Below are 21,449 nucleotides of genomic sequence, written 5' to 3' on the forward strand. Positions count from 1 at the left end.
GGGGCAGCCCCGCACCCGGCCCCAGCCGGCCCCGCGCCCGGCGCCGGTAGGCCCCCGCGCCCCGCACCGGCCGGGGTCACAGCCGCTCAGCGGGCAGCACGTCCTCCACCGCGCGGGCCATGGCGAGCAGCGGCGCATCGGCCCCGCGCTCCGCGACCAGCTGGAGCCCGACCGGGCAGCCGTCCGCCGTGAATCCGGCGGGCACACTGGCGGCGGGATGCCCGCTCAGGTTGAACGCCCAGGTCAGCGCGGTCGAGAACAGCTCGCCCGGACCGTCGTGGCCGTGCGGGCGGTTGGGGGTGGTCGGGGTGAGCAGCAGGGGGACACGGGCGAACAGCGCGTCGAGTGCGGTGTCGTTCGCGCGCCGGATCTCCTCGGCGCCCGGCGACGGCGATCCGCCCCGGACCGCCTGCCACGCCTCGCGCGGGTCGAGCAGCTCGCACATACGGTCCACGAGCCGCACCACCCCGGCCGCCACCAGCCGCCCCACCGCACACCGGACAACCGCCGCGACCTCCGGGTCGACCTCGGCGTACCCCAGATCGGGGGAGTAGACGGCCGACAGGGGAAGGGCGGGCGGCACCGGCTCGTACGCGTCCAGGACGGAGCGCAGATACGTTTCGGCGCCCGCGGCCGACCGGGTCAGCACCCCGGCGGACGCCAGCCCCGTGCGGTCGGGGGAGGGCAGCAGGCCGTTCGTCGTCTTCAGTCCGAACACCCCGCACCACGCCGCCGGAATCCGTACCGACCCCGCCCCGTCGCTGCCGGTCGCCAGCCCCACGAGATCCGCCGCGACGGCAGCCGCCGAGCCCGCGGAGGAGCCGCCCGGGGTGCGGTCGCGGCGCCACGGGTTGACCGTGGGGCCGTGCGCGCCCAGCCCCCAGGTCTGCCAGTACGTACCGGGGCCGGGCACCGAGGTCGCGCCGACCGGGACCCCGCCGGCCGCGATCAGCCGCCGGGCCGCGTAGGAACGGATTCCGGTGCGTCCCTTGACCGCGAACGGCATCCCGGCCAGCGGGAGTCCACCGGCCCGCCCGGCGTCGGCGAGCGCCCGCTCGGGCCACACCTCGACGAAGGCGCTCAGGCGGGGATCCTCCCGTCCGATGCGTTCCACTGCCCGGCCCACCCCGTCCGCTTCCGCCATCCGGTCAGCCTTTCAGAGCCGCCGCCATGACGGAACGGGCGATCGGGGCCGCGCTGCCGCCGCCGCTGATGTCCGCCCGGTTCGCCGCCGCGTCCTCGACGACCACGGCGACCGCGACGGCCGGCTCCGCCGAGCGGGGCGGCTGGGCCCAGGAGATGAACCAGGCGTACGGCCTGCCCGAGTTGTCGATGCCGTGCTGTGCGGTGCCGGTCTTGCCGCCGACCGTGACCCCGTCGATCGCGGCGTTGGAACCGGTGCCGTTCTCCACCACGTCGACCATCATCTTCCGCAGCTGCATCGCGGTGCGCGGGTTCATCGCCAGGTGGTAGCCGTGCGAGCCGTTCCGGCGGACGGTCGAGCCGCTGTGCGTGGTCGTACGGTCCACCAGGTACGGGTACTTGAGGTCACCGCCGTTGGCCACGGCGGACGCCACCATCGCCATCTGGAGCGGGGTCGCGGTCGTGTCGAACTGCCCGATCGACGACAGCGCCAGCTGGTCCTTGGTCATCGAGGTGTCGAAGTTGCTCTCCGCCACCCCCGAGGGGATCCTCAGCCCGGTGTCGTTGAAGCCGAACTTCCGCACCGCGTCCACCATGCCGTCGAGCCCGACCCGCACCCCCAGATCCGCCATCACGGTGTTGCAGGAGACCCGGATCGCCTCGGCGAGCGAGGCGTTCTCGCAGCCCTGTGCCTCATTGGGCAGCGTGGTCGTCGTGCCCGGCAGCACGTACGGGGACGGGGTGCCGGTGTCCTCGTCAGGATCGGTGACCACGTTCGCGTCGAGCGCCGCCGCCGCCGTCACGATCTTGAAGGTGGAGCCCGGCGGATAGGTCTGCCGGATCGCCCGGTTGAGCATCGGCTGGCTCTTCGACGCGTTCAGCCGCGCCCAGGCGTCGGTGACGGACGAACCGGTGCCCGAGAGCTGCCCGGGGTCGTACGAGGGGGCCGAGACCAGCGCCAGGATCTTCCCGGTGGACGGTTCGACGGCGGCGACCGCGCCGCGCCGGCCGCCGAGACCTTCATAGGCGGCGCGCTGCACCGAGTCCTTGACGGTCGTCACGACGTTGCCGCCGGGCTGCTGGCTGCGGGTGATCTCGTTCCACAGCGGGAACGGGGCGAGCATCGGGTCGGTGCCGGAGAGGACCCCGTCCTCGGCGTTCTCGATCAGGGTCGTGCCGTACGTCTGCGAGGCGTAGCCCGTCACCGGCGCGTACAGCGGTCCGTCGGTGTACGTCCGCTCGTACGCGAGCTGCTCGCCGGTGTCCTTGGAACCGGTCACGGAGGTGCCGCCGACCAGGATGTTGCCGCGCGGCTGGTCGTAACGGGCGATCGTGAGGCGGCGGTTGGCGGGATTGTTGTCCAGGCTGTCGGCCTCGAAGACCTGGACGCGGGCGGCGTTCAGCAGCAGCGCCACCAGCAGCACCAGACAGAGCGCGGCGGCCCTGCGGATGTAGCGGATCACCGTTCGTCCTCCACCATCGGCGCGATGATCCCGGTCTCCACCTGACCGGGCTGCGGTCTGCGGGCCTGGTCGCTGACCCGGATCAGCAGCGCCACGATGATCCAGTTGGTGACGACGGACGAGCCGCCCTGGGCCAGGAACGGCATCGCCATGCCGGTCAGCGGGATCAGCCCCATCACCCCTCCCGCGATCACGAAGACCTGGAGCGCCAGGATCGAGGCGAGGCCGATCGAGAGCAGCCGCCCGAAGGGGTCGCGCAGGGCGAGACCGGCCCGGTAGCCGCGGGCCACCAGCAGCGCGTACAGCAGGAAGATCGCGGTCAGCCCGGCCAGCCCGAGCTCCTCGCCGGCCGTCGCCAGGATGAAGTCCGACTTGGCGGCGAAGCCGATGAGGATGGAGTGGCCGAGGCCGAGCCCCGCGCCGAGCATCCCGCCCGCGGCGAACGCGAACAGCGACTGGGCCAGCTGGCCGGGGCCCTGACCGGCGTCGATGGAGGCGAACGGATCGAGCCAGTCCTGGACCCGGCTGTGCACATGCGGTTCGAAGGAGCCGACGACGAACGCGCCGACCGCGGCCAGCAGCAGACCGACCGCGATCCACCCGGTCCGGCCGGTCGCCACGTACAGCATGATCACGAAGAGTCCGAAGAAGAGCAGCGAGGTGCCCAGATCGCGCTCCAGTACCAGTACGCCGACGCTGAGCAGCCAGATCGCCACGATCGGACCGAGAACCCGGCCGGTGGGCAGCTGGAGCTTCCAGAACCGGCGGCCGGTGTAGGCGAGCGCGTTGCGGTTCGCGGCGAGATACGCGGCGAAGAACACGGCGAGCAGGATCTTGGCGAACTCGCCGGGCTGGAAGGAGAATCCGCCGACCCGGATCCAGATCTTGGCGCCGTTCACCGCCGGGAAGAAGATCGGCACGATCATCAGGACCAGCGCGGTGGCGACCGAGAGATAGGCGTACCGCTGGAGCACCCGGTGGTCGCGCAGCAGGATGACCACCGCGATGAACAGCGCGACGCCGAGCGTGGACCAGACCAGCTGGGTGGGGGCGGCCTGGTCCTTCGGCGTCTCCAGGTCGAGCCGGTAGATCAGCACCAGACCGAGCCCGTTGAGCAGGACGGCGATGGGCAGCAGCAGTGGATCGGCGTACGGGGCGCGGAAGCGGACCGCGAGATGGGCGAGGAGGGCGAGCAGCCCCAGGCCGGCCCCGTAGCCGGCCACATCGGGCGGGACCGCGTCGTTCTTGGCCAGGCCGACGGCGGCGTAGCCGTAGACGGAGATGAGGACGGCCCCGATGAGGAGCAGCAGCTCGACTCCGCGCCGCTTGGGCAGACGTAGATCGGGCGGGGGTGCGTCCGCCGTCGTTGCGGTCATGCCAGGCAACGTAGCAAGAGCTGGTGTGTATTTCCCTTATGTCGTAGCAGGTATGTCCGGGATGACGATGGTGGACGACCGGCCGGTGCCCACCCGGTATCCACCCGGTGTTCTCCCGCGCGCGGCGCCGGAGGGCGAGCGGATCGATGCTCCGTCACCCCTCGTGGCGGGGGCCGGATCCCGGGTCGGTCCGGGTGTCCGGCTCCTCGTCGTCCGGCTCCGGGTACTCGGGCAGCGTCACCCGGGCCACCGCCCCGCCGTCCGGGGCGTTGCGGAAGTCCAGGCCCGCGCCGATCACCGCGGCCTGCCCGGCGGCGATGGTCAGCCCGAGGCCGTGCCCCTTGCCGCTGCCCTCGGTGCGGAACCGCTGCGGGCCGTCGTCCAGCAGATAGTCGGGGAACCCCGGGCCGTGGTCGCGTACGGTCACCACCGGTCCGTCGACCGTCAGCACCACCGGGGGGCGGCCGTGTCTGTGCGCATTGGCGATCAGATTGCCCAGAACCCGCTCCAGGCGCCGCCGGTCGGTCTCGACGCGTACGCCCGCGGAACGCTCCGGCGGCCCGGTCCGGACCGTGGTCGGCGTCCCGGACATGAGCGCCACCCGCTCGACGAGCGGCACCAGTTCGTACACATCGAGATCGACCGTCTCGGTACGGGCGTCGAGCCGGGAGATCTCCAGCAGGTCCTCCGTCAGCGCCCGCATCGTCCGGACCCGGTCACGCACCAGCTCGGACGGACGCCCCGGCGGCAGCAGTTCGGCGGCGGCGGAGAGGCCGGTCAGCGGGGTGCGGAGCTCATGTGCCACATCGGCGGTGAACCGCTGCTCGGTCTGGAGTTTGCGCTGGAGCGTGGAGGCCATCGTGTCCAGCGCTCCGGCGACGATCGCGACCTCGTCCTGCGGGCGCGAGGGATCCGCCGTGCGCGGGTCGCGGACCCGGGCGTCGAGGTCACCGGCGCTGATCCGGCGGGCCACCCGGGCCGTCTGGTGCAGCCGCCGGGTGACCCGGGTGACCGCGAAGGCGCCGACCAGCAGGGTGGCGCTGCCGGCCAGCAGGGAGGAGCCGATGATCGCCCCGTCCAGGCTGTCGATGGTGCGGGCGCTCTGGCTGTAGTCCACCTGGGTGGCCAGTGCGTGGCCGTCCGCCGGGGCCGCCGCCCACATGGCCGGACGCCCGAAGTGGTCGGCGACGAGCGTGCCGCGCTCGCCGCTCGTGGCCAGGGTGCGCAGGGCGTCGGGCAGCCCCGGCGGGTCGATCCCGGAACCGGGCGGCAGCGCCTCGCCGGTCTCGTACGCGGCGGTGACGTCCGCCAGCCTGGCGAGGGCCTTCTCGCGGGCCTGGCCGACGGTCTGGCGGGTCACCTCGGTGTGGACCAGTACGCCCAGCAGCGCGGCGAGCGCGCAGCACATCACGGTGATGAAGACGGCCGACTTCCAGGTGAGCGTCGCGGCCCAGGCGGGCATCCGCGGCCACCGCCCCGTCCTGCTCCCGCGCCTGCCGGGCCGGCTCATCGGCGCTCCGCGGAGACGCCGGCGGACGGGGTCGCGGTGGGGCCGGTGGGCGCGGCGGTGGGCGTGGTGGTCGGCCGGACGGCCGGAGGCAGGGCGTACGGCGACCGGGACGGCGGAATCCGCTGGATCTCGTCCTGCGTCGGCAGCATCGCGCGCTGCCGGGCGTCCCAGCTCCAGGCGGTGCGGTACTCGTACCCCGTGATCGCCGACGGCACCCGCATGATCAGGTCCCGGCCGGCCAGCTCGACGCTGATCACGGCGTCCGAGGTGGACAGGATCCGGGTCAGCCCGCCCGCCTCCGGCATGTAGACCCGCACCGAGAGCTGGTGGTCGGCCAGCCGGATGCCAAGTACCAGATCGTCCCTGCCGTCGCCCGTCAGATCGCGGAAGTACGGGCGGAGCACGGGACAGGCGGCCGGCGCGCTCCGGCAGGCGTTGATCTTCCGTACGGTGTCGGCGGGGAGGTCGGCAGTGCCGCTGGACCGGTTGGGCCGGGCCCGCAGGCCCGCCCGCACCACCGCCACCGGATCCAGCCGGTGCACATCGCCGTCCGGCACCTCGATGCCCGGGATGCGCGCGGTCTCGCCCTCGCCGTAGTCGTACGGCGCGGCGGAGGCGGGCGGCAGCTCGGGCCAGAGCCGGGCGGGCCCGACGGCGACCGGGGTCGGTCCGGCGCTCCGCAGCCCGCCGCCGTTGCCGCAGCCGGTGAGCAGCACCGCGCCGACGACGGCCCCGAGGGCCGCCGCCGCGCGGCACCGCACCCGGCGAAGCGGACGCATGAATCCCTCCCTTCCGGAGGTCCAGGTCCCACGACCCTATTCGGAAGGAAGTCTGTTATGCCTATTTAGTGCTTATAGGGATGCTCATTTCGGTCGTCCGGGCTTCGGTCGTCCGGGCTTCGGTCGTCCGGGCTTCGGTCGTCCGGGCTTCGCCCGTCCGGGCTTCGCCCGTCCGGGCTTCGCCCGTCCGGGCTTCGCCCGTTCCGGCCTGGACGGGCCCGGTGCGGACGCCGCTCAGCTCTGGTAGGGGTTCTGTCCCTGTCCGTTCGGCGCGTACCCCGCCTGTCCCTGCGGCTCCCCGTACGGATTGCCGTGCTGCGCGGCCGCGTGCTGGGCCAGCAGCTGTTCGGCCTGCTCCTTCGGGATCTGCTGTTCCCCGCCGCAGAACGTGCACTGGGTCGCGAACTTCGTCGAGAACGGGAAGAGCGGCACGAAGAACAGCGTGAACTTCGTGACCCTCTTGCGCAGCGTGTGCGCGGCCGGGTTGCCGCACCAGCCGCAGACCAGCGTCAATATGGCCAGCTGGTACAGATAGCCCCGCGTACCGAAAATGATCATGTTCTGGGTCCCTTCCCCGTATTCCCCGGAAGCGCTCGCCGGCAGAGCGCCAGCAGCTTTTCGTCCTCGTAGGTGTCGTGGCTGCCGAACACGCCGTCCATCGCGTTGTGACGGCGTACGGAGGTGAGTTCGGCGCGCAGCACATGTGCCGCGTCCGACCCTGCACCAGCGGCACCCATCCGCGCCAGGCCTTCCGCCACCCGGACGCGCACATGGCGGCTCATCTCCCACTCCGCCAGGAGCGCCGGGACGGACTCGTCGGCCCGCCCGGACACCTCCCACAGCGCGATCGCGGCGTCCACCCGCAGCCACTGTTCCCCGTGCCCCAGCAGCGCGCGCAGCCGCGGCGCGACCACCGCCGCCCCCGCCCCGAGCCCGCCCAGCGCGTTCACCGCGGACCGCAGCTCATGGACGCGCTCCGCCCGCAGGCCCTCGATCAGCACCGGCAGCACGGCACCGGCGTCCCCCTCGACCGCCCACAGGGCCTTCGCGGCCTCGATCGCCGACGTGGCCCCGGGGCTCCGCAGCAGCGCCCGCAGCTCCGGTACCGCACCATGGGCCGCGGGCCCGAAGGAGCCGAGCGCCCGCAGCGCCGCGGTACGCACCCACTCGCCCCGGTACTCCGGCACGCCGCGCAGCACCCGCAGCACCTCCGGCAGCGCCTCGTCCGCCCGCAGCGCGGCCACCGAGGCGAGCAGCGGCCCCGCCCGGTCGTGCGCCCGCGCGTCGAGCGGCACCTCGCCGAGCCTGCGGCGCAGCACCCCGGCCAGCGGGGCCGCCGCCGCCCCCAGGAAGTCGATGGCGAAGCCCACGTCGTGCGGCACCTCGGGCCCCTCCAGCGCGGCGGCCAGCGCGGGCAGGACACGGACGTCGCCCAGCCTGGCCAGTGCCTTCACCGCACCGCCGAGCGCGGGCGGCCCGCTCGGCCAGCCCTGCACCCAGGCCCCCGGATCCGCCGTCACCCGCGCCGCCAGCGCGTCGGCGGCGGGCGCGGCGAGCCCGAACAGATCGTCCAGCACGTGCGAGGCGGCCTCGGCCAGCCCCGGATCGGGGGTGGCGAGCTGCTCGCCGACCAGCCGGACCAGCTCCTCGTACGAGCCCCGCCAGACCCGGATCAGCGCGCTGCTCATCCGGAGCGCGTCGATCCGCTGCCGGCGGTCCGGGCTGCGCAGCTGATCCGTCAGCAGCGCGGTCCGCTCGGCGACCCGGTCGTCGAGGCCCACGTGCAGCGTGCGCAGCAGGTCCGCCGTCCAGGGGGCGGTGGTCCCCGCGTCCCCCTCCTCGGACAGCGCCCGCAACTGGCCCAGCCGCGCCACCGGCGCGACCCGCTCCTCGACGGGCGGCTCACCGGCCGCCTCCGGGTACCCGTCGACGGCGGCGACCGCCTCGGCGGCACCGGTCTGGGCGTCGAGCGCCGGGGCGGCCCCGGACCGGCGGGCGGGCGCCGGGCGCAGCTGCCGCAGCAGCCCCGTCACCACCCGCACCACATCGCCGGGCAGCGCGTCCGGAGCGCACCGCGCCAGCTGGGCCAGCGCGGCCAGCCGCAGCCCCGGCGGGAACCCCTCGCCGGCCAGCCGGGTCAGCCACGCCGCCGCCTCCCCGGCCAGCAGCCGGTGGCGCAGGGCGACCCGCCCCGCGGCCTCGACCAGGGCGAGCCGCACCTCCTCGTCCGGCTCGACCGGCAGCCGTTCGCGCAGCAGCGCGAGCACCCGGTCCGGATGGTCGTGGAGCGCGGCGAGCGCCAGCGGCGCGCAGAGCCGTACCCCCGGGTCCTCGTCGGTCATCAGCTCGAAGAAGACCCCGGCGCCCGCGGTGACGGCGGTCGCCGCCATCGCGTAGTTGGCCGCGCCCTCGATCTCGTCCGCGTCGAACTCTTCCTCGTCGTCCTCGTCCAGATCGATACCGCCGATGCTGGTGAGCAGTTCGACGATGCTGCCCCGGTCCTGGATGCCCGGATCCACGACCAGCTCGAAGAGAAAAGGAATGCTGGCCAGCGTGCAGGCGTACACATCACCCTGGTGGTGAACCGCACCGTACATCCCGTCCAGCGCCGCCTCGCGCTCCGCCGCATCGGCGGACGCGAGACCCCGCAGCATCGCAGGCACATCACCGGCCGGCCCGTAGGCGTGCTCCATCGAGGCCCAGTCGACCTCGTCGATCCCTGCGAACACCCCATCGCCTCCCCACGCATTTCAACGAAGCAGTGTCTGCGAGGAGTCTGCACCACGGGTCGGACGATCCGCCCTCCACATGCGGTCTTTTCCTGGCGGGCATGACAAAAGTCCCTGTCATGCGCTATCGGTAGTCCCCGTCATGCGCTGCCGGTGGATCGACGTGAAACGGTCCGTCACGGGGACGGAGCGCCAACAGGGCTGCCGCGCGGACCTGTTGGCGGCCTATCGCCCGTCCGGCAGGCGTCCCGCCCGGTCGGGATCGGCCAGCGGCCCGAGCAGATCCCCGTACCGCTCCAGCCGCGCCCCCATCCCGCCCGCCAGGAAGACCAGCTCCCCGGGGGTCCGGCACTCCTCGATCTCCGCCCAGGTCACGGGTGCGGAGACGGTCGGTTCGGGCCGGGCGCGCAGGGTGTAGGGGGTGGCGGTGGTCTTCGCCGCCGCGTTCTGGCTGAAATCGACGAACACCTTCCCCGGCCGCAGCGCCCGCTTCATCCGGTGCACGACCAGGTCCGGAAGGTCCTGCTCCGCCTGGACGGCCAGCCCCTTCGCGTACGCGGACACCCGATCGGCCGGGGTCGGCTCCAGCGGCACGAGCAGATGCAGCCCCTTCGAGCCGGACGTCTTCCCATGGGCGCGCAGCCCGTCCGCCGCCAGCCGCTCGCGCAGCCACAGCGCCACCGCGCAGCACTCCACCACGGTCGCGGGCGCGCCCGGGTCCAGGTCGAACACCATCCGGTCGGCGATCCCGGGCGTACCGGCCCGCCACTGCGGGGTGTGGAACTCCACCACCAGATTGGCCGCCCACATCAGCGAGGCCAGATCCTGCACGACCACCTGCCTGGCCTTCTTGTCCTCCTGGTGCGGCACCGGGGTGGTCCGTACCCAGGACGGCGTACCCGGCGGCGGATTCTTGGTGAAGAAGCGCTGGCCGTCCGGACCGTCCGGGTAGCGCAGGAAGGACACCGGCCGGTCGTGCAGATGGGTGAGCAGTGGCCCCGCGACCGTGGCCGCGTAGTAGTGCAGCACCTCGCCCTTGGTGGTCCCGGTGGCCGGATACAGCACCTTGTCGAGATTGCTGAGCGCCAGCCGCCGCCCCTCCACCTCTGTGATCGGCGTCATACGATAAGAATCACATGAAGTGCGGATCTATAGGTGTATACACGGACACAAGGGGTGAACGGTGAGGTCCATATGGAACGGCGCCATCTCCTTCGGGCTGGTCAGCATCCCCATCAAGCTGGTCAACGCCACCGAGAACCACTCGATCTCCTTCCGTCAGATCCACCTCGCGGACGGTGGCCGGATCCGCTACCGCAAGGTCTGCGAGCTCGACGGCGAGGAGGTCACCGCCGCCGAGATCGGGAAGGCGTACGAGGAGGCCGACGGCTCGATGATCCCCATCACCGACGAGGACCTCGGCTCGCTCCCGCTGCCCACGGCCAAGACGATCGAGATCGTGGCCTTCGTGCCGGCCGCGTCGATCGACCCGCTCCAGATGGACGCGGCGTACTACCTCTCCGCCGACGGGGTCACCGCGGCCAAGCCGTACACCCTGCTCCGTGAGGCGCTGAAGCGGAGCCGGAAGGTCGCCGTGGCGAAGTACGCGCTGCGCGGCCGCGAGCGGCTCGGCATGCTGCGGGTGGTCGACGATGTGATCGCCATGCACGGCCTGCTGTGGCCGGACGAGATCCGCAGCCCCGAGGGCGTCGCCCCGGAGGCCGAGGTCACGGTACGCGACGCCGAACTCGACCTGGCCGACGCGCTGATGGACACCCTCGGCGAGGTCGACATGGATTCGCTCCACGACGACTACCGCGAGGCGGTCGAGGAACTCATCGCCGCGAAGGCGGAGGGCCGGACGCCGGAGCCGTCCCGGGCGGACGAATCCGGCGGCAAGGTCATCGATCTGATCGCGGCCCTGGAGAGCAGCGTCCGGGCGGCGAAGGAGGCCCGCGGCGAAGAGCCGGAGACCGGGGAGGAGCAGGCGGACCGGCCGGTGGCCAAGGTCACCTCCCTCGCCGGCCGCAAGAAGTCCGGCGGCACGGGGGCGAAGAAGAAGGCCACGGCGGCCGCCAAGAAGTCGGCCGCGGCCACCAAGAAGTCCGCGTCGGGCCGGGCGCCCGCCAAGAAGACCGCCGCGCGGTCGACGAAGGCGAAGAAGACGGCCGCTGGGACGGCCGCCGGGACCGGCGCCGGGACGACGGCGAAGAAGACCGCCGCGAAGGCGGATTCCAAGCAGCCGGCGAAGAAGACGGCCTCCCGCAAGCGGGCCTCGGCCTGAGGCGGGACGCCTTTTCCGCAGGCGCCCGCCCGGAAGGCGCGCACACGGCCGACGGGGCGATCGCGACGCGGGCCCCTGGCCGCGTCGGGTCCCCGGCGGTCGCGCGCACGGCCGACGGCCGCCCCGGGGGCAGGGCCCCGGGACGGCCGTCGGCAGCGGAGCGGTGGAACCGGTGGCTCAGTGCCTGCGGAACGGGAAGCGGTACGAGTCCACGTAACCGTTCGCCGGAGTCCCGACACCCGTCACGTCGTCGTACCCCTTGACCGCCTTGAGCGAGGCGTCCTTGCCGATGCTCCGCAGCGAGGTCAGCAGGCCGTCCGCCGCGTCCACGCCATTGGCGTAGTCGACCCGGACCACCGCGAGGTCGCGGTTCGGCCCCAGCGGGTGGTCGGTGACGTCGTGGTACGCCTTCGAGCCGTACCGGGAGTAGATCGCCGGGTTGGCGAATCCGATCGGCAGCCCGTGCCGGGCCTGCTGCGCGAGCGCCTGGACACCGGCGATGACCGGCGCGGCCAGCGACGTACCGCCGATGCGGTACTCGTCGTAACCGAGCGAACCGTCGGGCAGCGTCTGGGTCTGGCCGACCAGGAAGCCGGTGTTCGGGTCGGCGACGGCCGCGATGTCCGGGGCGGTGCGCATCCGCTGCTTGCCGTTGGCCCGCGCGAGCGAGTCGGGCACGATGCCGCGCTGGTAGAACGGCTGCTTCACGGACGAGCTGGTGCCGCCGCCCGCGCCGGAGGTGTACGCGCCCGGCAGGCCGTCCCAGCTCTTCCCGTCCTCGGAGAGGCTCGACTTGAGCGTGCCCCAGCCGGTCTCCCACTGGTACGTGTCGTGCTTGCCGACCGCCAGCGCGGTGCCGCCGACGGAGGTCACCCAGGCGGAGTTGGACGGAACGTCGATCTGCTTCGTGCCCGTCGACGCGACGTTGTCGCCGTCGTCGCCGGAGGAGAAGTAGAAGCCGATGCCCTCGATCGCACCCATCTTGAAGATCTGGTCGTACGCGGCCGCGATGTCCGGCGTCTCATTGGCCTCGACGTCGCCCCACGAGTTGGAGACGATGTCGGCGAGCCGGTGGTCGACGACCTTGTTCAGCGAGTCCAGCAGATCGGCGTCGTAGCAGGACGCGCCGCCCACGTACACGATGTCCGCGGCGGGGGCGACCGCGTGCACGGCCTCGACGTCGAGGGTCTCCTCGCCGTACCAGCCGGAGGCCCCGCACTCCTCGGTCCGCGTGTAGTCGTCCGGCAGCACCTGGCTGAGCTGCCCACGACGGTAGGGGGCGTCGCCGTTGCGCTTGGCGTACTCGGCGGCGTCCTTCGCGATGGTCGGCGAGGCGTACGCGTCGGTGATCGCGACGGTGACGCCCTTCCCGGTCCAGCGGCCCGCACCGTAGGCGGCGCGCAGCTGCTTGCCGGTGTACCCCTTGACGGCGTACGGCGCCTTCGCCCCGAAGGCGCTCGGCAGCGTCGAGGCGGTCTTCGACCCGTAGTACGAGGAGAAGGGGCCGGAGTTGCGGAACACCGCGTCCGGCGGCGGCAGCGTCTCGTCGTGGCTGGACTTGTGCGGCGCGTTGTCCAGGCCGGAGACGGCGAGGACGGCGTCGCTCAGCGCGGCGGGCACCGAGGCGGTGGTGGCGGGGGCGCGATAGGTACGGCTGCCCTTGCGGTAGTTGCGCAGCTGGGTGCCGAACGTCTTCTCGGCGGCGGCGACATCACCGGTGGCCGAGACGTAGTGCTGGTTGGTGCCGGTGACGGTCAGCCCGCTCGACTCCAGCCAGTGCGTGACCTGGTCGATCTGCTGCCGGGTCGCCCCGAACCGGGCCTGCGCCTGCGCGGCGCTCAGATACTTCCCGTACGAGGCGGACTGCGGGTCGGACACGGCGGCGGCGTAGGCGGCCAGCCCCTTCGCGTCCCGTCCGGCCAGATGGACCCGGACGCTGACCCTGCCGCTGTCGGACGTGGCCCCCCGGTCCGCCCCGGCGGTCGCCCAGGCGGGCTTGGTGCCCTGTAGCGCGTTCCGTCCGCTCGGCGCGGAGTCGGCGCTGGCGTTCGGTGTCCCGAGGGCGAGCGCCCCGGCCAGCAGTGGCAGCGTCGCCGCCATGCTCAGCGCGGCACGGCTTCTCGCGCGGCTGATTCTCATACAACCCCCTGCGATGTGGGTCTACGCGTGTGGACTACATGCACTGGATGATGTGCACATGTAATGCGCCACTCTGGCGAGGAACACCTCATGTAAGGGGCATGCACTGACCAAGAATCGACCAAGTGCGCGAGCCGACAGGGAGGTTCACGCCCTTTCCGTACGATTCCCCCTGCCGCCCCGCACTATTCCAGCAGTCTCCTGCCGAACCGTCAGGTGTGCGTGAGCGAGTCCGACGGCCCGACACCGAACGACGGTGAGCTGGTCACATACGTACAGCCGGTGTACCGGTACCCGGGCTGGATCCTCGACCCGTCCGCATAGCTGCTGACCACCATGCTGGACGAGCCGCCCCGGTGCTTGTACAGGAAGTGGTATTCGCCCGCGGGCAGCCACAGCGTCACGTGCGGATAGCTCTTCCCCGTGGCCTTGCAGGCGGACAGGGAGGCGGTCGGTCCGGAACGCGTCTCACAGCTGCCGCACCCCTTGATGGCGGTCTTGCCGGTGACCGGACCGGTGTAGAGGATCTCGACCCCGTCCGGGGCGTCGTTGCTGATGACGAGTTCCATCCGGACCCCGCCGGGGCCGACCGAGGGCGGCAGGTGCTTGCCGGCCGCCGCCCGGATGCCGGCGATCTCGGCGGCGATGGCGATGTCCCGGGCCCGCGCCCGGCGCCTGTCCTTCTTGTACGACGCGGCGAACTCCGCCAGCGTCAGCCGTGCCTGGTCGAACCTCTTGGCCTTGAACTGGGCGATCCCGCAGGCGTATCCGCCGTCCTGGATACCGCCGTCGGCCTTCGGGGCCAGCGCCGAGACGGACTTGTCCGGCAGCGCGAGGGCGGCCGTACGCAGCCGGCGCAGCGTGTCCCTGGCGGCGCAGGGGTCGCTTCCGCGCACGGCCCGGTTCTGCTCCGAGATCTTCCGGGAGACCGCGGGCCCCACCTTCCCGGCCTCCGCCGAGCCGGGGAACGTACGCAGCAACTCGGCGAGTTCGTCGCTCTCCCCGCCGTCCTTCGGCACGGCACCCAGCTTCGACACCCCGCACGCGTACAGCGAGGCGGCGAGCGGCCCGTCGGGATAGCCGGCCAGATCGCCCAGCAGCTTCCGGTCGATCGACCGGGGCACGGTCCGCAGATAGGTCAGCGGCTCGATGGCCTCGCAGAGCTCCTTGCGCCGGTACGGCGCCGAGACCGCCTCGTAGTACGCGTCGAGCCGCTTCGGCACCAGCTTCCCGGCGCGCGACCCGGCGTGCTCCTCCCCGAGGTCCCGGTAGACGGCGAGCGCCGCCTGATAGTCGCCCCGCGCCTCGGCGAAGGACTTGCCGGAGGCGGCCTCGACGCTCCGGTCGCCCCGGTCCAGCCGGTCGAGCAGCATCTGTTCCACGGCCTCGTCCCGCGCGGAGCCGTAGGCCACCACACCTCCCGCGGGCACCGCCAGCAGCACCAGCCCCGCCCCCGCCGCCACCACCGGCCGCCACGACCCGCCGACCGCCCGCCGCCGCGCGACCCGCGCCCCGTCCACGGCCGCCAGGACCAGCGCGACGAGATACGCGACGACCACCCCACCGGCGGCCCCCTCGGGCTCCGCAGGCAGCACGGCCCACAGCAGCGCACCGGTCGCGACCCAGCACAACGCCACCCGCACCCAGCTCCGCATCAGCGCATAGCCGAGCCCGAACCCGCTCAGATTGAGCAACGCCACGGCCACGGCCCGCAGCCCGCCACCGGGCGGTGGCGGCCCGACCACGGGCGGCTGCGCGGGTGGCGGCGGCGGAACGAAGCCGGGCGGCGGCGAAGCGGACCCGGGCGGTGGCTGCGAAGCGGACCCCGGCGGCGGTGAGGCGGAACCGGCCCCGCCATCAAAACTCTGATCGTCCCAACTCACGTCGGCCCCCCAACGATTGAGCAAACCGGGCCTCGGATCGAACCCGGCCGGAACACCATCCACGACACCCCGAACAGTGTCAATCCGGGCGCACTCCCGGGGCGCGGCGCCCCGCGCCCGAGACCGCGCGTGCTCCCCGGGCTCCCCCTCACGAACACCTGCCGGCACCTGCCGGGCGCCCCGAAACGCCGATTGATCACCGCCCGCACCGCTCCGCGCCTATGCTCGCCGGATGGAGCAGAGCGAAGTGGTGAAGCGCGTGGTGGGCATCCTCACGGAGGCGGGCGAGATCCGTCGGCTGCTCGAAGAGAATGTCGACCGCGAGGACCTGGAGACCGACCCCAGTGTGGTGACCGTACTCCTCAACGAGACGATGCCCCGGATCTCCGTCCCCGAGGACGCCTCGATCGAAGAGGTCGCGACGCTCGTCGGCCGGGAGGTCGGCGGTGCGGTGGAGCAGCTCGTCGGCGCGTTCACCCTGGCCTTCGCGATGCTGGCCCAGGTGCACGACTCCGGGCAGACGGATGTGACCTCCGCCGATGTGCTCCAGGACCTGGCACTGCGGGCCGAACAGATCGGCTCCGACGGGCCGGACGACGCGGGGGAGTAGTCCGTACGGAACGAGCCTCCCCGGGCCGGTGGCCGCCACGGGCCTCCCGCGCCGGTGGCCGCCCAGCGCTCCCCGGCCGGTGGCCACCGGCCTACGGCTCGGTGACACCCGGGCGGGAACCGGGGCCCGGCGCCCCCTTGTCCGCCCGCCGCAGCAGGACGACCGCCGCCACCGCCGCGGCGAGCGCGACCAGTGCCGCGACGGCGCCGACCTCGCCGACCGCTGTCGTGTACTCCCGGCGCCCGGGGGCGGAGAGGCCGATGAGCAGCCCGCCGCACACCGCGGTGCCCAGCGCGAGACCCACCTGGCGGGCGGTGTTGGCCACGGCCGCGGCCGTGCCCGCGCGGGGCGGGTCGGCGTCCCGCATGGCCGCGGACGGAAGCACCGGCGACACCATGCCCGCACCGATCCCGGTCAGCAGCAGTGACGGTACGAGCGCCGCCGGCCCGTAGGAGACGCCCAGCAGCGCGAAGCCCGCACACCCCGCGGCGCAGAGCGCGGTGCCGACGCCCAGCGGTATCCACAGCCGTACGCGCTGGAGCACCGCCCCGCACGTGGCGGAGACGACGAAGAAGACCGCGGGCTGGAGGGCCAGCAGCAGCGAGGTGTCTACCGCGTCCAGGCCCGCACCGTCCTGGAACCACGACGACATCACCGTCAGCGGCCCGAACGCGGCGAAGTAGTAGCCGAACGCCACCGCGACCACGGCCAGGAACCTGGGGTGGCGGAAGAGCGCCGGATCGATGACGGGCTCCGGCGTACGGCGCTCGTACGCGACGAAGGCGAGCACCGCCACGGCCGCCACGAGGGCGGCGAGTCCCGGGCCCGCCCCCGCCCCGTGCTCGCCGAAGAGGAGCGAGCCGACGACCAGGGCGGCGATGGCCGCACTCAGCAGGACCGACCCCGCCACGTCCATCCGTCCGGCCCCGCGCTTCGGATCACGGGGCAGGAACACGAAGGCGAGCACCAGCCCGGCCGCCCCCACCGGCACGGCGAGCAGGAAGATCCAGCGCCAGCCCAGCGCCTCGGCGAGCAGTCCGCCGCAGACATTGCCGACGGCGGCGGCCAGCCCGGCCACGGCGCCCCAGACGGCGAAGGCCCGGTGCTGTTCCCGGCCGTGGTACGACGCCCTGATGAGCGGCAGCGTGGTCGCGAACATGGCGGCCCCGCCGACCCCCTGCGCACCCCGGAACGCGATGAGCTCCCGCACCCCGGGCGCCAGCCCGCAGGCCAGCGAGGCCAGCGTGAAGAGCCCGAATCCGGCCAGGAAGACCTTGCGCCGGCCGAGCGCGTCGCCCACCGCGCCGCAGACGATGAGGAGCGCCGCGAGCGCGAGCGTGTAGAGGTCCACGACCCACTGCAACGCCGCGAAATCGGTGTGCAGATCAGTGGCGATCGCCGGGATGGCCACGGTCACGACCGTGGCGTACGCGAGCAGCAGAAAGGTGGCCGTGCAGGCGACGACCAGGGGAGCGAAGTGACGCGGTCTCACGGTTCAGTTCCTCCGGGTCGGCCGGTCGTACGCGGCCAGGCAGCGGTTGTGCTGATCGAGGTAGGCGATGGCGAGCCGGCCCGTCACCGGGTTCCCGTAGGTCTCGCACTCGACCTCGTACACCTCGTGGATGAGCTCTCGCGTGAGCACTTCGTCCGGTGGCCCGTGAGTCACCACGGCGCCTTCCTTGAGCACGTACAACTCGTCGCAGTAGCTCGCCGCCATCGGCAGATCGTGCAGCGCGGCGAGCACGCCGATGCCGAGCTCCTTGACGATCGAGAAGATCTCCAACTGGTGCTTGATGTCCAGGTGGTTGGTGGGTTCGTCGAGGATGAGGAAGGCCGGTTCCTGGGCGAGTGCCCGCGCGAGCACCACCCGCTGGCGCTCGCCGCCGGACAGGGTCCGGAAGGTCCGCCCCGCGTACTCGGCCATGTGCACCCGGCGCAGCGCCCGCCGGACGATCTCCCGGTCCCGTTCGCCGGTCGTCTCCAGCAGCCGCTTGTGCGGGGTGCGTCCCATCGCGACCATCTCCGCCACCGTGAAGTCGAAGCTCTGGTCGTTGAACTGGGCGACCACCGCGAGCCGGGTGAAGACCGCACCGGGGCGGCTCGCGAGCAGGTCCAGCCCGCCGAGCACCGCGGTCCCGGAGTCGGGGGCGACGACCTTGTAGATGCTCTTGAGGAACGCGGATTCGCCGCGCACGGCAGCGGGTTGCGCGGTGTTCGCACAGCCGGCGAGCAGGAGGGGCGAACCGGCGGCGAGGGCCGCGCGGACGCGTATCGGGATCCGGAGCGGGGAGGCGTTCACGATGTCCTTTCGGGGATGGCGTGGCATCGGCCACCCGGCCATCCTCGGAAGGAACGCGGCGGAACGTGTACGGAGAGCGGGACCGGGAAATGTGGAGCGGGCGCCCCTCCCGAAGAGTGCGGGCGCCCCTCCCGAGGAGGACGCCCGCCCCACACTCCGTTGCCCCGCGGAATCAGGAAACGGCCTCCCGGACACCGGCCACTGCCCGTCCCGCACGGTACTGCCGGGGCGTCCGCCCGTAGCGCTTCTTGAACGCGTGGCAGAAGTTGCTGGGACTGGAGTAACCGCTCCTGAGCGCGACGGCGGCGATGCTGAGATCGGTCTCGACGAGCAGCAGTGAGGCCCGGCGCAGACAGGCGTTGCGGTGGTGGTGGAAGACCGTGTCGCCGTAGAGCTGCTTGAACCCTTCGTTCAGCCGCTTGGGAGTCATCCCCAGCACCCGCGCGAGCGACTCCCCGGTGTGCTGCTCGTGGAGGTTCTCCATCAGCAGCTCCGGAACCTTCCGGATCCGCTCGATCTCGTACTCCGCCATGGGCGGCCGGACCGGGCCGCGCGGGGACTCGGTGCCCGCGACGATCCGGGCGAGGATCTCCATGACCTTCGACTCCAGATACAGCGCGCGGAACCGGGCCGGCAGCGCACAGGTGTACAAGTCGGCGAACGAGGCCGCGAGTTCGGGCGGTGCCTGACGGCCGAGGTAGTGCGCGTCGCGCAGCTCGGCCGGCATCCCCTCGACGCTCTCCTCCCAGGCCGCCGTCCCCAGGCTCCCGAAGAAGACACCGGTCGCCTCCCGGCGGGCCGCGATCGACACGCCCCGGTAGCGCTGCCCGGCCGGCCGGACGAGACGCCCCGCCGAGGCCCGCGAGTGCGATATCGACAGCCCGTTCGCCCCGAAGACCGTCGCTCCGGTCGCCCGCTCCTCCAGATGCATCAGCCCGTCGACGCAGTACTCCAGCTCGAAGTAGTCGCCGGCGAGCTTGAAGTCGAGGATCAGCTCGTCGTGGAACGTCAGGTCGTACAACGTGAGCGTGACCCCGTGGAGCAGCTCATGGACGGTGACGCTCCCGACCCCGGTCCCCGGCCGCAGGTCGTACACCCGGGCCCCCTCCACGCCACCACCGCGACAGGTCCCGATCGCCGCGTAGAACTCCCGGTACTGCCGCCCGAGATCCGCGTACCCGCGCGCGGACGTGAGAGAGAAGCGCCTGGTCACACCGCCTCCAGAGAAGTGGACATCGACTCCGGTACCCTTGCTTAGGGTAGCCTAAGTTCTTTTGTGGGGGCTGAGGCGAGGTCCGGAGTGCGCTGGGCGAAGTCGCCCGCGGTGGAGGGGAGGTGCGCGACGGGGCATGTCCATGCGTCCCGAGCGGTGCGCGACCGCACATGAAGAAGGCCCTCCGATCTGGCGTGAAGCCTGATCGAAGGGCCTGTTCGGCACCTTGTGCAAGGTGCCCTCGGCAGGATTCGAACCTGCGCACACGGCTCCGGAGGCCGATGCTCTATCCCCTGAGCTACGAGGGCGTATCGCTGTGTTGCTCGGCGACGGGTGAAACACTACCAGCTTCCGCGGGGTGTCCGTGAACAGGTATTTCCGGGTCGGCGGAGCCGCGGCGCGGGCCAGGTCACAGGGGGCGTGCGGTGCGTTCCGGATGCTTCCGGCCACCCCTCGCGCCACCCGTCCGGGGGCGGAAGTGGGTAAAACCCGGACGCAGCCACGGAGCCGGCCCTACTCTCGAAGGGTGTCAGGGGCGTGTGGCCGCGTGCTTGTTGTCGACGACAACAAGGTCATCCGGCATTTGATCAGGGTCAACCTCGAGCTTGAGGGCTTCGAGGTCGTGACCGCGGCCGATGGTGTCGAGTGTCTGGATCTGGTGCATCGGGTCCGTCCCGATGTGATCACGCTCGATGTCGTCATGCCCGGACTGGACGGTGTGCAGACCGCCGCCAGACTGCGTTCCGATCCACGGACCAGACATCTGCCCGTGGCGATCATCAGCGCCTGCACGCCGTACGAGGTGGACAGCGGGGTCGCCGCCGGGGTCGACGCGTTCCTCGCGAAGCCCTTCGAGCCGACCGAGCTGGTACGGCTCGTGCGGCAGCTGATGGAGCGGGGGAAGCCGCCGTCGCTCGACGGCAGACGGGGCGCCGGGACCGCGGAGCGCGCCGCGGGGTGACCGCATGGCGAAACCGGGTCGCGGGGTGCCCCCCTTCCTCCCATACGCTTGTCCTGTGACCCCCGCCGATCTCTCCAGGGCCGTGCTGCACGCCGTGCGCCGCGCGGTCGCCGAGGACGCCCTGCGCGCGCCCGTGCCCGCGCGCGTGCGAGTGGAGCGGACCAGGCCCGGCGGGCGCGGGGAGTACGCCTGTGCCGTCGCCCTCCAGCTGGCGGGGCCCGCCGCGCTGCCGGCCAGGGACGTGGCCGCGATCCTCCGGGAACGGGTGCTTCACGCGCCGGGGATCGGGGATGTCGAGATCACCGGGCCCGGATTCCTGAACTTCACGCTGCGCGCCGGTGCGCACGGCCTCGACACCCTGGTGCGGACCGTCGGCGCGCACGGCACGGCGTACGGGCAGGGGGACGCCCTCGCCGGTACGAAGGTCTCGTTCGTGCCCGTCGAGGAGCTTCGCGCCCGGGTCGTCACCGAGGCCGTCGAGCGCCTGCTCCGGTCCCAGGGGGCCACGGTCGGGGAGCGCGCGGCGGGCGGGGAGACGCTGCACGTGGTGCCGGTGCCGGCCGCCGACCGCGACCTCTTCGACCGTCTCGGGAACGACGCCGCGCGCTGGGCGCTGCTGCGGGCCGCACCGCACGACCGGCCCCGGGACACGGGGGACGGCGCGCTCCTCGTGCAGCAGGAGAGCAATCCGCTGTTCCGGGTGCGGTACGCACACGCCCGGATCCGCGCCCTGGGCCGCAACGCCCGACAGCTCGGGTTCGGCGCGGCGTACGAGGAGAGCGTGGACGCGCCCGCGCTCGCCGCGCTGCTCGCCGACCACCCCGGAGTGCTCGCCGCCGCCGCCCGGCACCGCGAGCCCGACCGGGTCGCCCGGCAGCTGGAAGCCCTCGCGCAGGCCTTCTTCGACTTCCACGACAGCGCTTCGCCGCTCCCCGTCGGTGACGAGAAACCCTCGGCCGCCCACCGTTCCCGGCTCGCTCTTGCCGAAGCCGCCGGGACGGTGCTGGCAGGCGGCCTGTCCCTGCTCGGCATCAGCGCACCCGAAGTCCTCTGAGAGATC

General features: G+C 72.6%; 17 protein-coding genes and 1 tRNA gene. 4 read left to right on the forward strand and 14 right to left on the reverse strand.

What is annotated here, in order from left to right; genetic code table 11:
• Positions 1 to 76: 76 nt before the first annotated feature.
• From GA0115234_RS21095 to ligD, 8 genes are all read right to left on the reverse strand, one after another.
• Positions 77 to 1,144, reverse strand: a complete 1,068-nt coding sequence (locus tag GA0115234_RS21095; protein WP_093543936.1) for an amidase family protein — start codon at positions 1,142 to 1,144, stop codon at positions 77 to 79.
• Between the two features lie 4 nt (positions 1,145 to 1,148).
• Complete coding sequence (locus tag GA0115234_RS21100; RefSeq protein WP_093543938.1) at positions 1,149 to 2,606, reverse strand: penicillin-binding transpeptidase domain-containing protein; 1,458 nt, start codon at positions 2,604 to 2,606, stop codon at positions 1,149 to 1,151.
• Positions 2,603 to 3,982 carry an FtsW/RodA/SpoVE family cell cycle protein gene (locus tag GA0115234_RS21105; RefSeq protein ID WP_093543940.1) on the reverse strand — a complete coding sequence of 460 codons (1,380 nt, stop codon included), beginning with the start codon at positions 3,980 to 3,982 and terminating at the stop codon, positions 2,603 to 2,605. The genes GA0115234_RS21100 and GA0115234_RS21105 overlap by 4 nt, the downstream gene beginning before the upstream one ends.
• A gap of 154 nt (positions 3,983 to 4,136) precedes the next feature.
• Complete coding sequence (locus tag GA0115234_RS21110; protein WP_370804538.1) at positions 4,137 to 5,444, reverse strand: ATP-binding protein; 1,308 nt, start codon at positions 5,442 to 5,444, stop codon at positions 4,137 to 4,139.
• 44 nt (positions 5,445 to 5,488) lie between these two features.
• Positions 5,489 to 6,271: a hypothetical protein gene (locus GA0115234_RS21115; protein WP_093543943.1), complete on the reverse strand. Its 783-nt coding sequence runs from the start codon at positions 6,269 to 6,271 to the stop codon at positions 5,489 to 5,491.
• A gap of 234 nt (positions 6,272 to 6,505) precedes the next feature.
• Positions 6,506 to 6,829 (reverse strand): zinc-ribbon domain-containing protein, encoded by a 324-nt coding sequence (locus GA0115234_RS21125; RefSeq protein WP_093543947.1) that lies wholly within the window; start codon positions 6,827 to 6,829, stop codon positions 6,506 to 6,508.
• A complete protein-coding gene (locus GA0115234_RS21130; protein ID WP_093543949.1) occupies positions 6,826 to 9,000 on the reverse strand; it encodes a HEAT repeat domain-containing protein in 2,175 nt (724 codons plus the stop codon). Before GA0115234_RS21130 ends, GA0115234_RS21125 begins: the two co-directional genes overlap by 4 nt.
• Before the next feature lie 225 nt (positions 9,001 to 9,225).
• Entirely contained in the window at positions 9,226 to 10,122 is an 897-nt protein-coding gene (gene ligD / locus GA0115234_RS21135; RefSeq protein WP_093543951.1) for a non-homologous end-joining DNA ligase, read from the reverse strand.
• Positions 10,123 to 10,183: 61 nt separating this feature from the next.
• Between ligD and GA0115234_RS21140 the strand changes: the two genes are divergently transcribed.
• Positions 10,184 to 11,284: a non-homologous end joining protein Ku gene (locus tag GA0115234_RS21140; protein WP_093543953.1), complete on the forward strand. Its 1,101-nt coding sequence runs from the start codon at positions 10,184 to 10,186 to the stop codon at positions 11,282 to 11,284.
• 177 nt (positions 11,285 to 11,461) lie between these two features.
• On the opposite strand, the gene GA0115234_RS21145 is transcribed toward GA0115234_RS21140, so the two are convergent.
• Both GA0115234_RS21145 and GA0115234_RS21150 read right to left on the reverse strand, forming a co-directional pair.
• Entirely contained in the window at positions 11,462 to 13,423 is a 1,962-nt protein-coding gene (locus GA0115234_RS21145) for a S53 family peptidase (protein WP_093543955.1), read from the reverse strand.
• 212 nt (positions 13,424 to 13,635) lie between these two features.
• A complete protein-coding gene (locus GA0115234_RS21150; RefSeq protein WP_202554007.1) occupies positions 13,636 to 15,129 on the reverse strand; it encodes a hypothetical protein in 1,494 nt (497 codons plus the stop codon).
• Positions 15,130 to 15,538: 409 nt separating this feature from the next.
• On the opposite strand from GA0115234_RS21150, the gene GA0115234_RS21155 reads away from it, so the two are divergent.
• Positions 15,539 to 15,916 carry a hypothetical protein gene (locus GA0115234_RS21155; RefSeq protein ID WP_176729231.1) on the forward strand — a complete coding sequence of 126 codons (378 nt, stop codon included), beginning with the start codon at positions 15,539 to 15,541 and terminating at the stop codon, positions 15,914 to 15,916.
• Between the two features lie 91 nt (positions 15,917 to 16,007).
• On the opposite strand, the gene GA0115234_RS21160 is transcribed toward GA0115234_RS21155, so the two are convergent.
• The 4 genes from GA0115234_RS21160 to GA0115234_RS21175 form a co-directional block, all read right to left on the reverse strand.
• Positions 16,008 to 17,408 carry an MFS transporter gene (locus GA0115234_RS21160; protein ID WP_093543961.1) on the reverse strand — a complete coding sequence of 467 codons (1,401 nt, stop codon included), beginning with the start codon at positions 17,406 to 17,408 and terminating at the stop codon, positions 16,008 to 16,010.
• Positions 17,409 to 17,411: 3 nt separating this feature from the next.
• On the reverse strand, positions 17,412 to 18,215 hold the full coding sequence (locus GA0115234_RS21165; RefSeq protein ID WP_256088758.1) for an ABC transporter ATP-binding protein: 804 nt from the start codon (positions 18,213 to 18,215) through the stop codon (positions 17,412 to 17,414).
• 172 nt (positions 18,216 to 18,387) lie between these two features.
• Positions 18,388 to 19,428, reverse strand: coding sequence for a helix-turn-helix domain-containing protein (locus tag GA0115234_RS21170; RefSeq protein ID WP_093543965.1), 1,041 nt, complete (start codon positions 19,426 to 19,428; stop codon positions 18,388 to 18,390).
• A gap of 236 nt (positions 19,429 to 19,664) precedes the next feature.
• Positions 19,665 to 19,736: transfer RNA gene (locus GA0115234_RS21175), tRNA-Arg, on the reverse strand.
• Positions 19,737 to 19,975: 239 nt separating this feature from the next.
• On the opposite strand from GA0115234_RS21175, the gene GA0115234_RS21180 reads away from it, so the two are divergent.
• Together GA0115234_RS21180 and nrtL are read left to right on the forward strand one after the other, a co-directional pair.
• Positions 19,976 to 20,389 (forward strand): response regulator, encoded by a 414-nt coding sequence (locus GA0115234_RS21180; protein ID WP_093543967.1) that lies wholly within the window; start codon positions 19,976 to 19,978, stop codon positions 20,387 to 20,389.
• Between the two features lie 55 nt (positions 20,390 to 20,444).
• Positions 20,445 to 21,443 carry an ArgS-related anticodon-binding protein NrtL gene (nrtL, locus tag GA0115234_RS21185; RefSeq protein WP_093543969.1) on the forward strand — a complete coding sequence of 333 codons (999 nt, stop codon included), beginning with the start codon at positions 20,445 to 20,447 and terminating at the stop codon, positions 21,441 to 21,443.
• Positions 21,444 to 21,449 lie beyond the last annotated feature (6 nt).

It is taken from the genome of Streptomyces sp. DvalAA-43 (assembly GCF_900091725.1).
Classification (GTDB): Bacteria; Actinomycetota; Actinomycetes; order Streptomycetales; family Streptomycetaceae; genus Streptomyces; species Streptomyces pulveraceus.

What these genes read in the sequence shown, in the direction of transcription:
- ligD (WP_093543951.1), bottom strand. Translation starts at nt 10,122, where the DNA reads ATGACGCCGATCACAGAGGTGGAGGGGCGGCGGCTGGCGCTCAGCAAT.
- GA0115234_RS21095 (WP_093543936.1), bottom strand. Translation starts at nt 1,144, where the DNA reads ATGGCGGAAGCGGACGGGGTGGGCCGGGCAGTGGAACGCATCGGACGG.
- GA0115234_RS21115 (WP_093543943.1), bottom strand. Translation starts at nt 6,271, where the DNA reads ATGCGTCCGCTTCGCCGGGTGCGGTGCCGCGCGGCGGCGGCCCTCGGG.
- GA0115234_RS21145 (WP_093543955.1), bottom strand. Translation starts at nt 13,423, where the DNA reads ATGAGAATCAGCCGCGCGAGAAGCCGTGCCGCGCTGAGCATGGCGGCG.
- GA0115234_RS21125 (WP_093543947.1), bottom strand. Translation starts at nt 6,829, where the DNA reads ATGATCATTTTCGGTACGCGGGGCTATCTGTACCAGCTGGCCATATTG.
- GA0115234_RS21155 (WP_176729231.1), top strand. Translation starts at nt 15,539, where the DNA reads ATGGAGCAGAGCGAAGTGGTGAAGCGCGTGGTGGGCATCCTCACGGAG.
- GA0115234_RS21105 (WP_093543940.1), bottom strand. Translation starts at nt 3,982, where the DNA reads ATGACCGCAACGACGGCGGACGCACCCCCGCCCGATCTACGTCTGCCC.
- GA0115234_RS21110 (WP_370804538.1), bottom strand. Translation starts at nt 5,444, where the DNA reads ATGCCCGCCTGGGCCGCGACGCTCACCTGGAAGTCGGCCGTCTTCATC.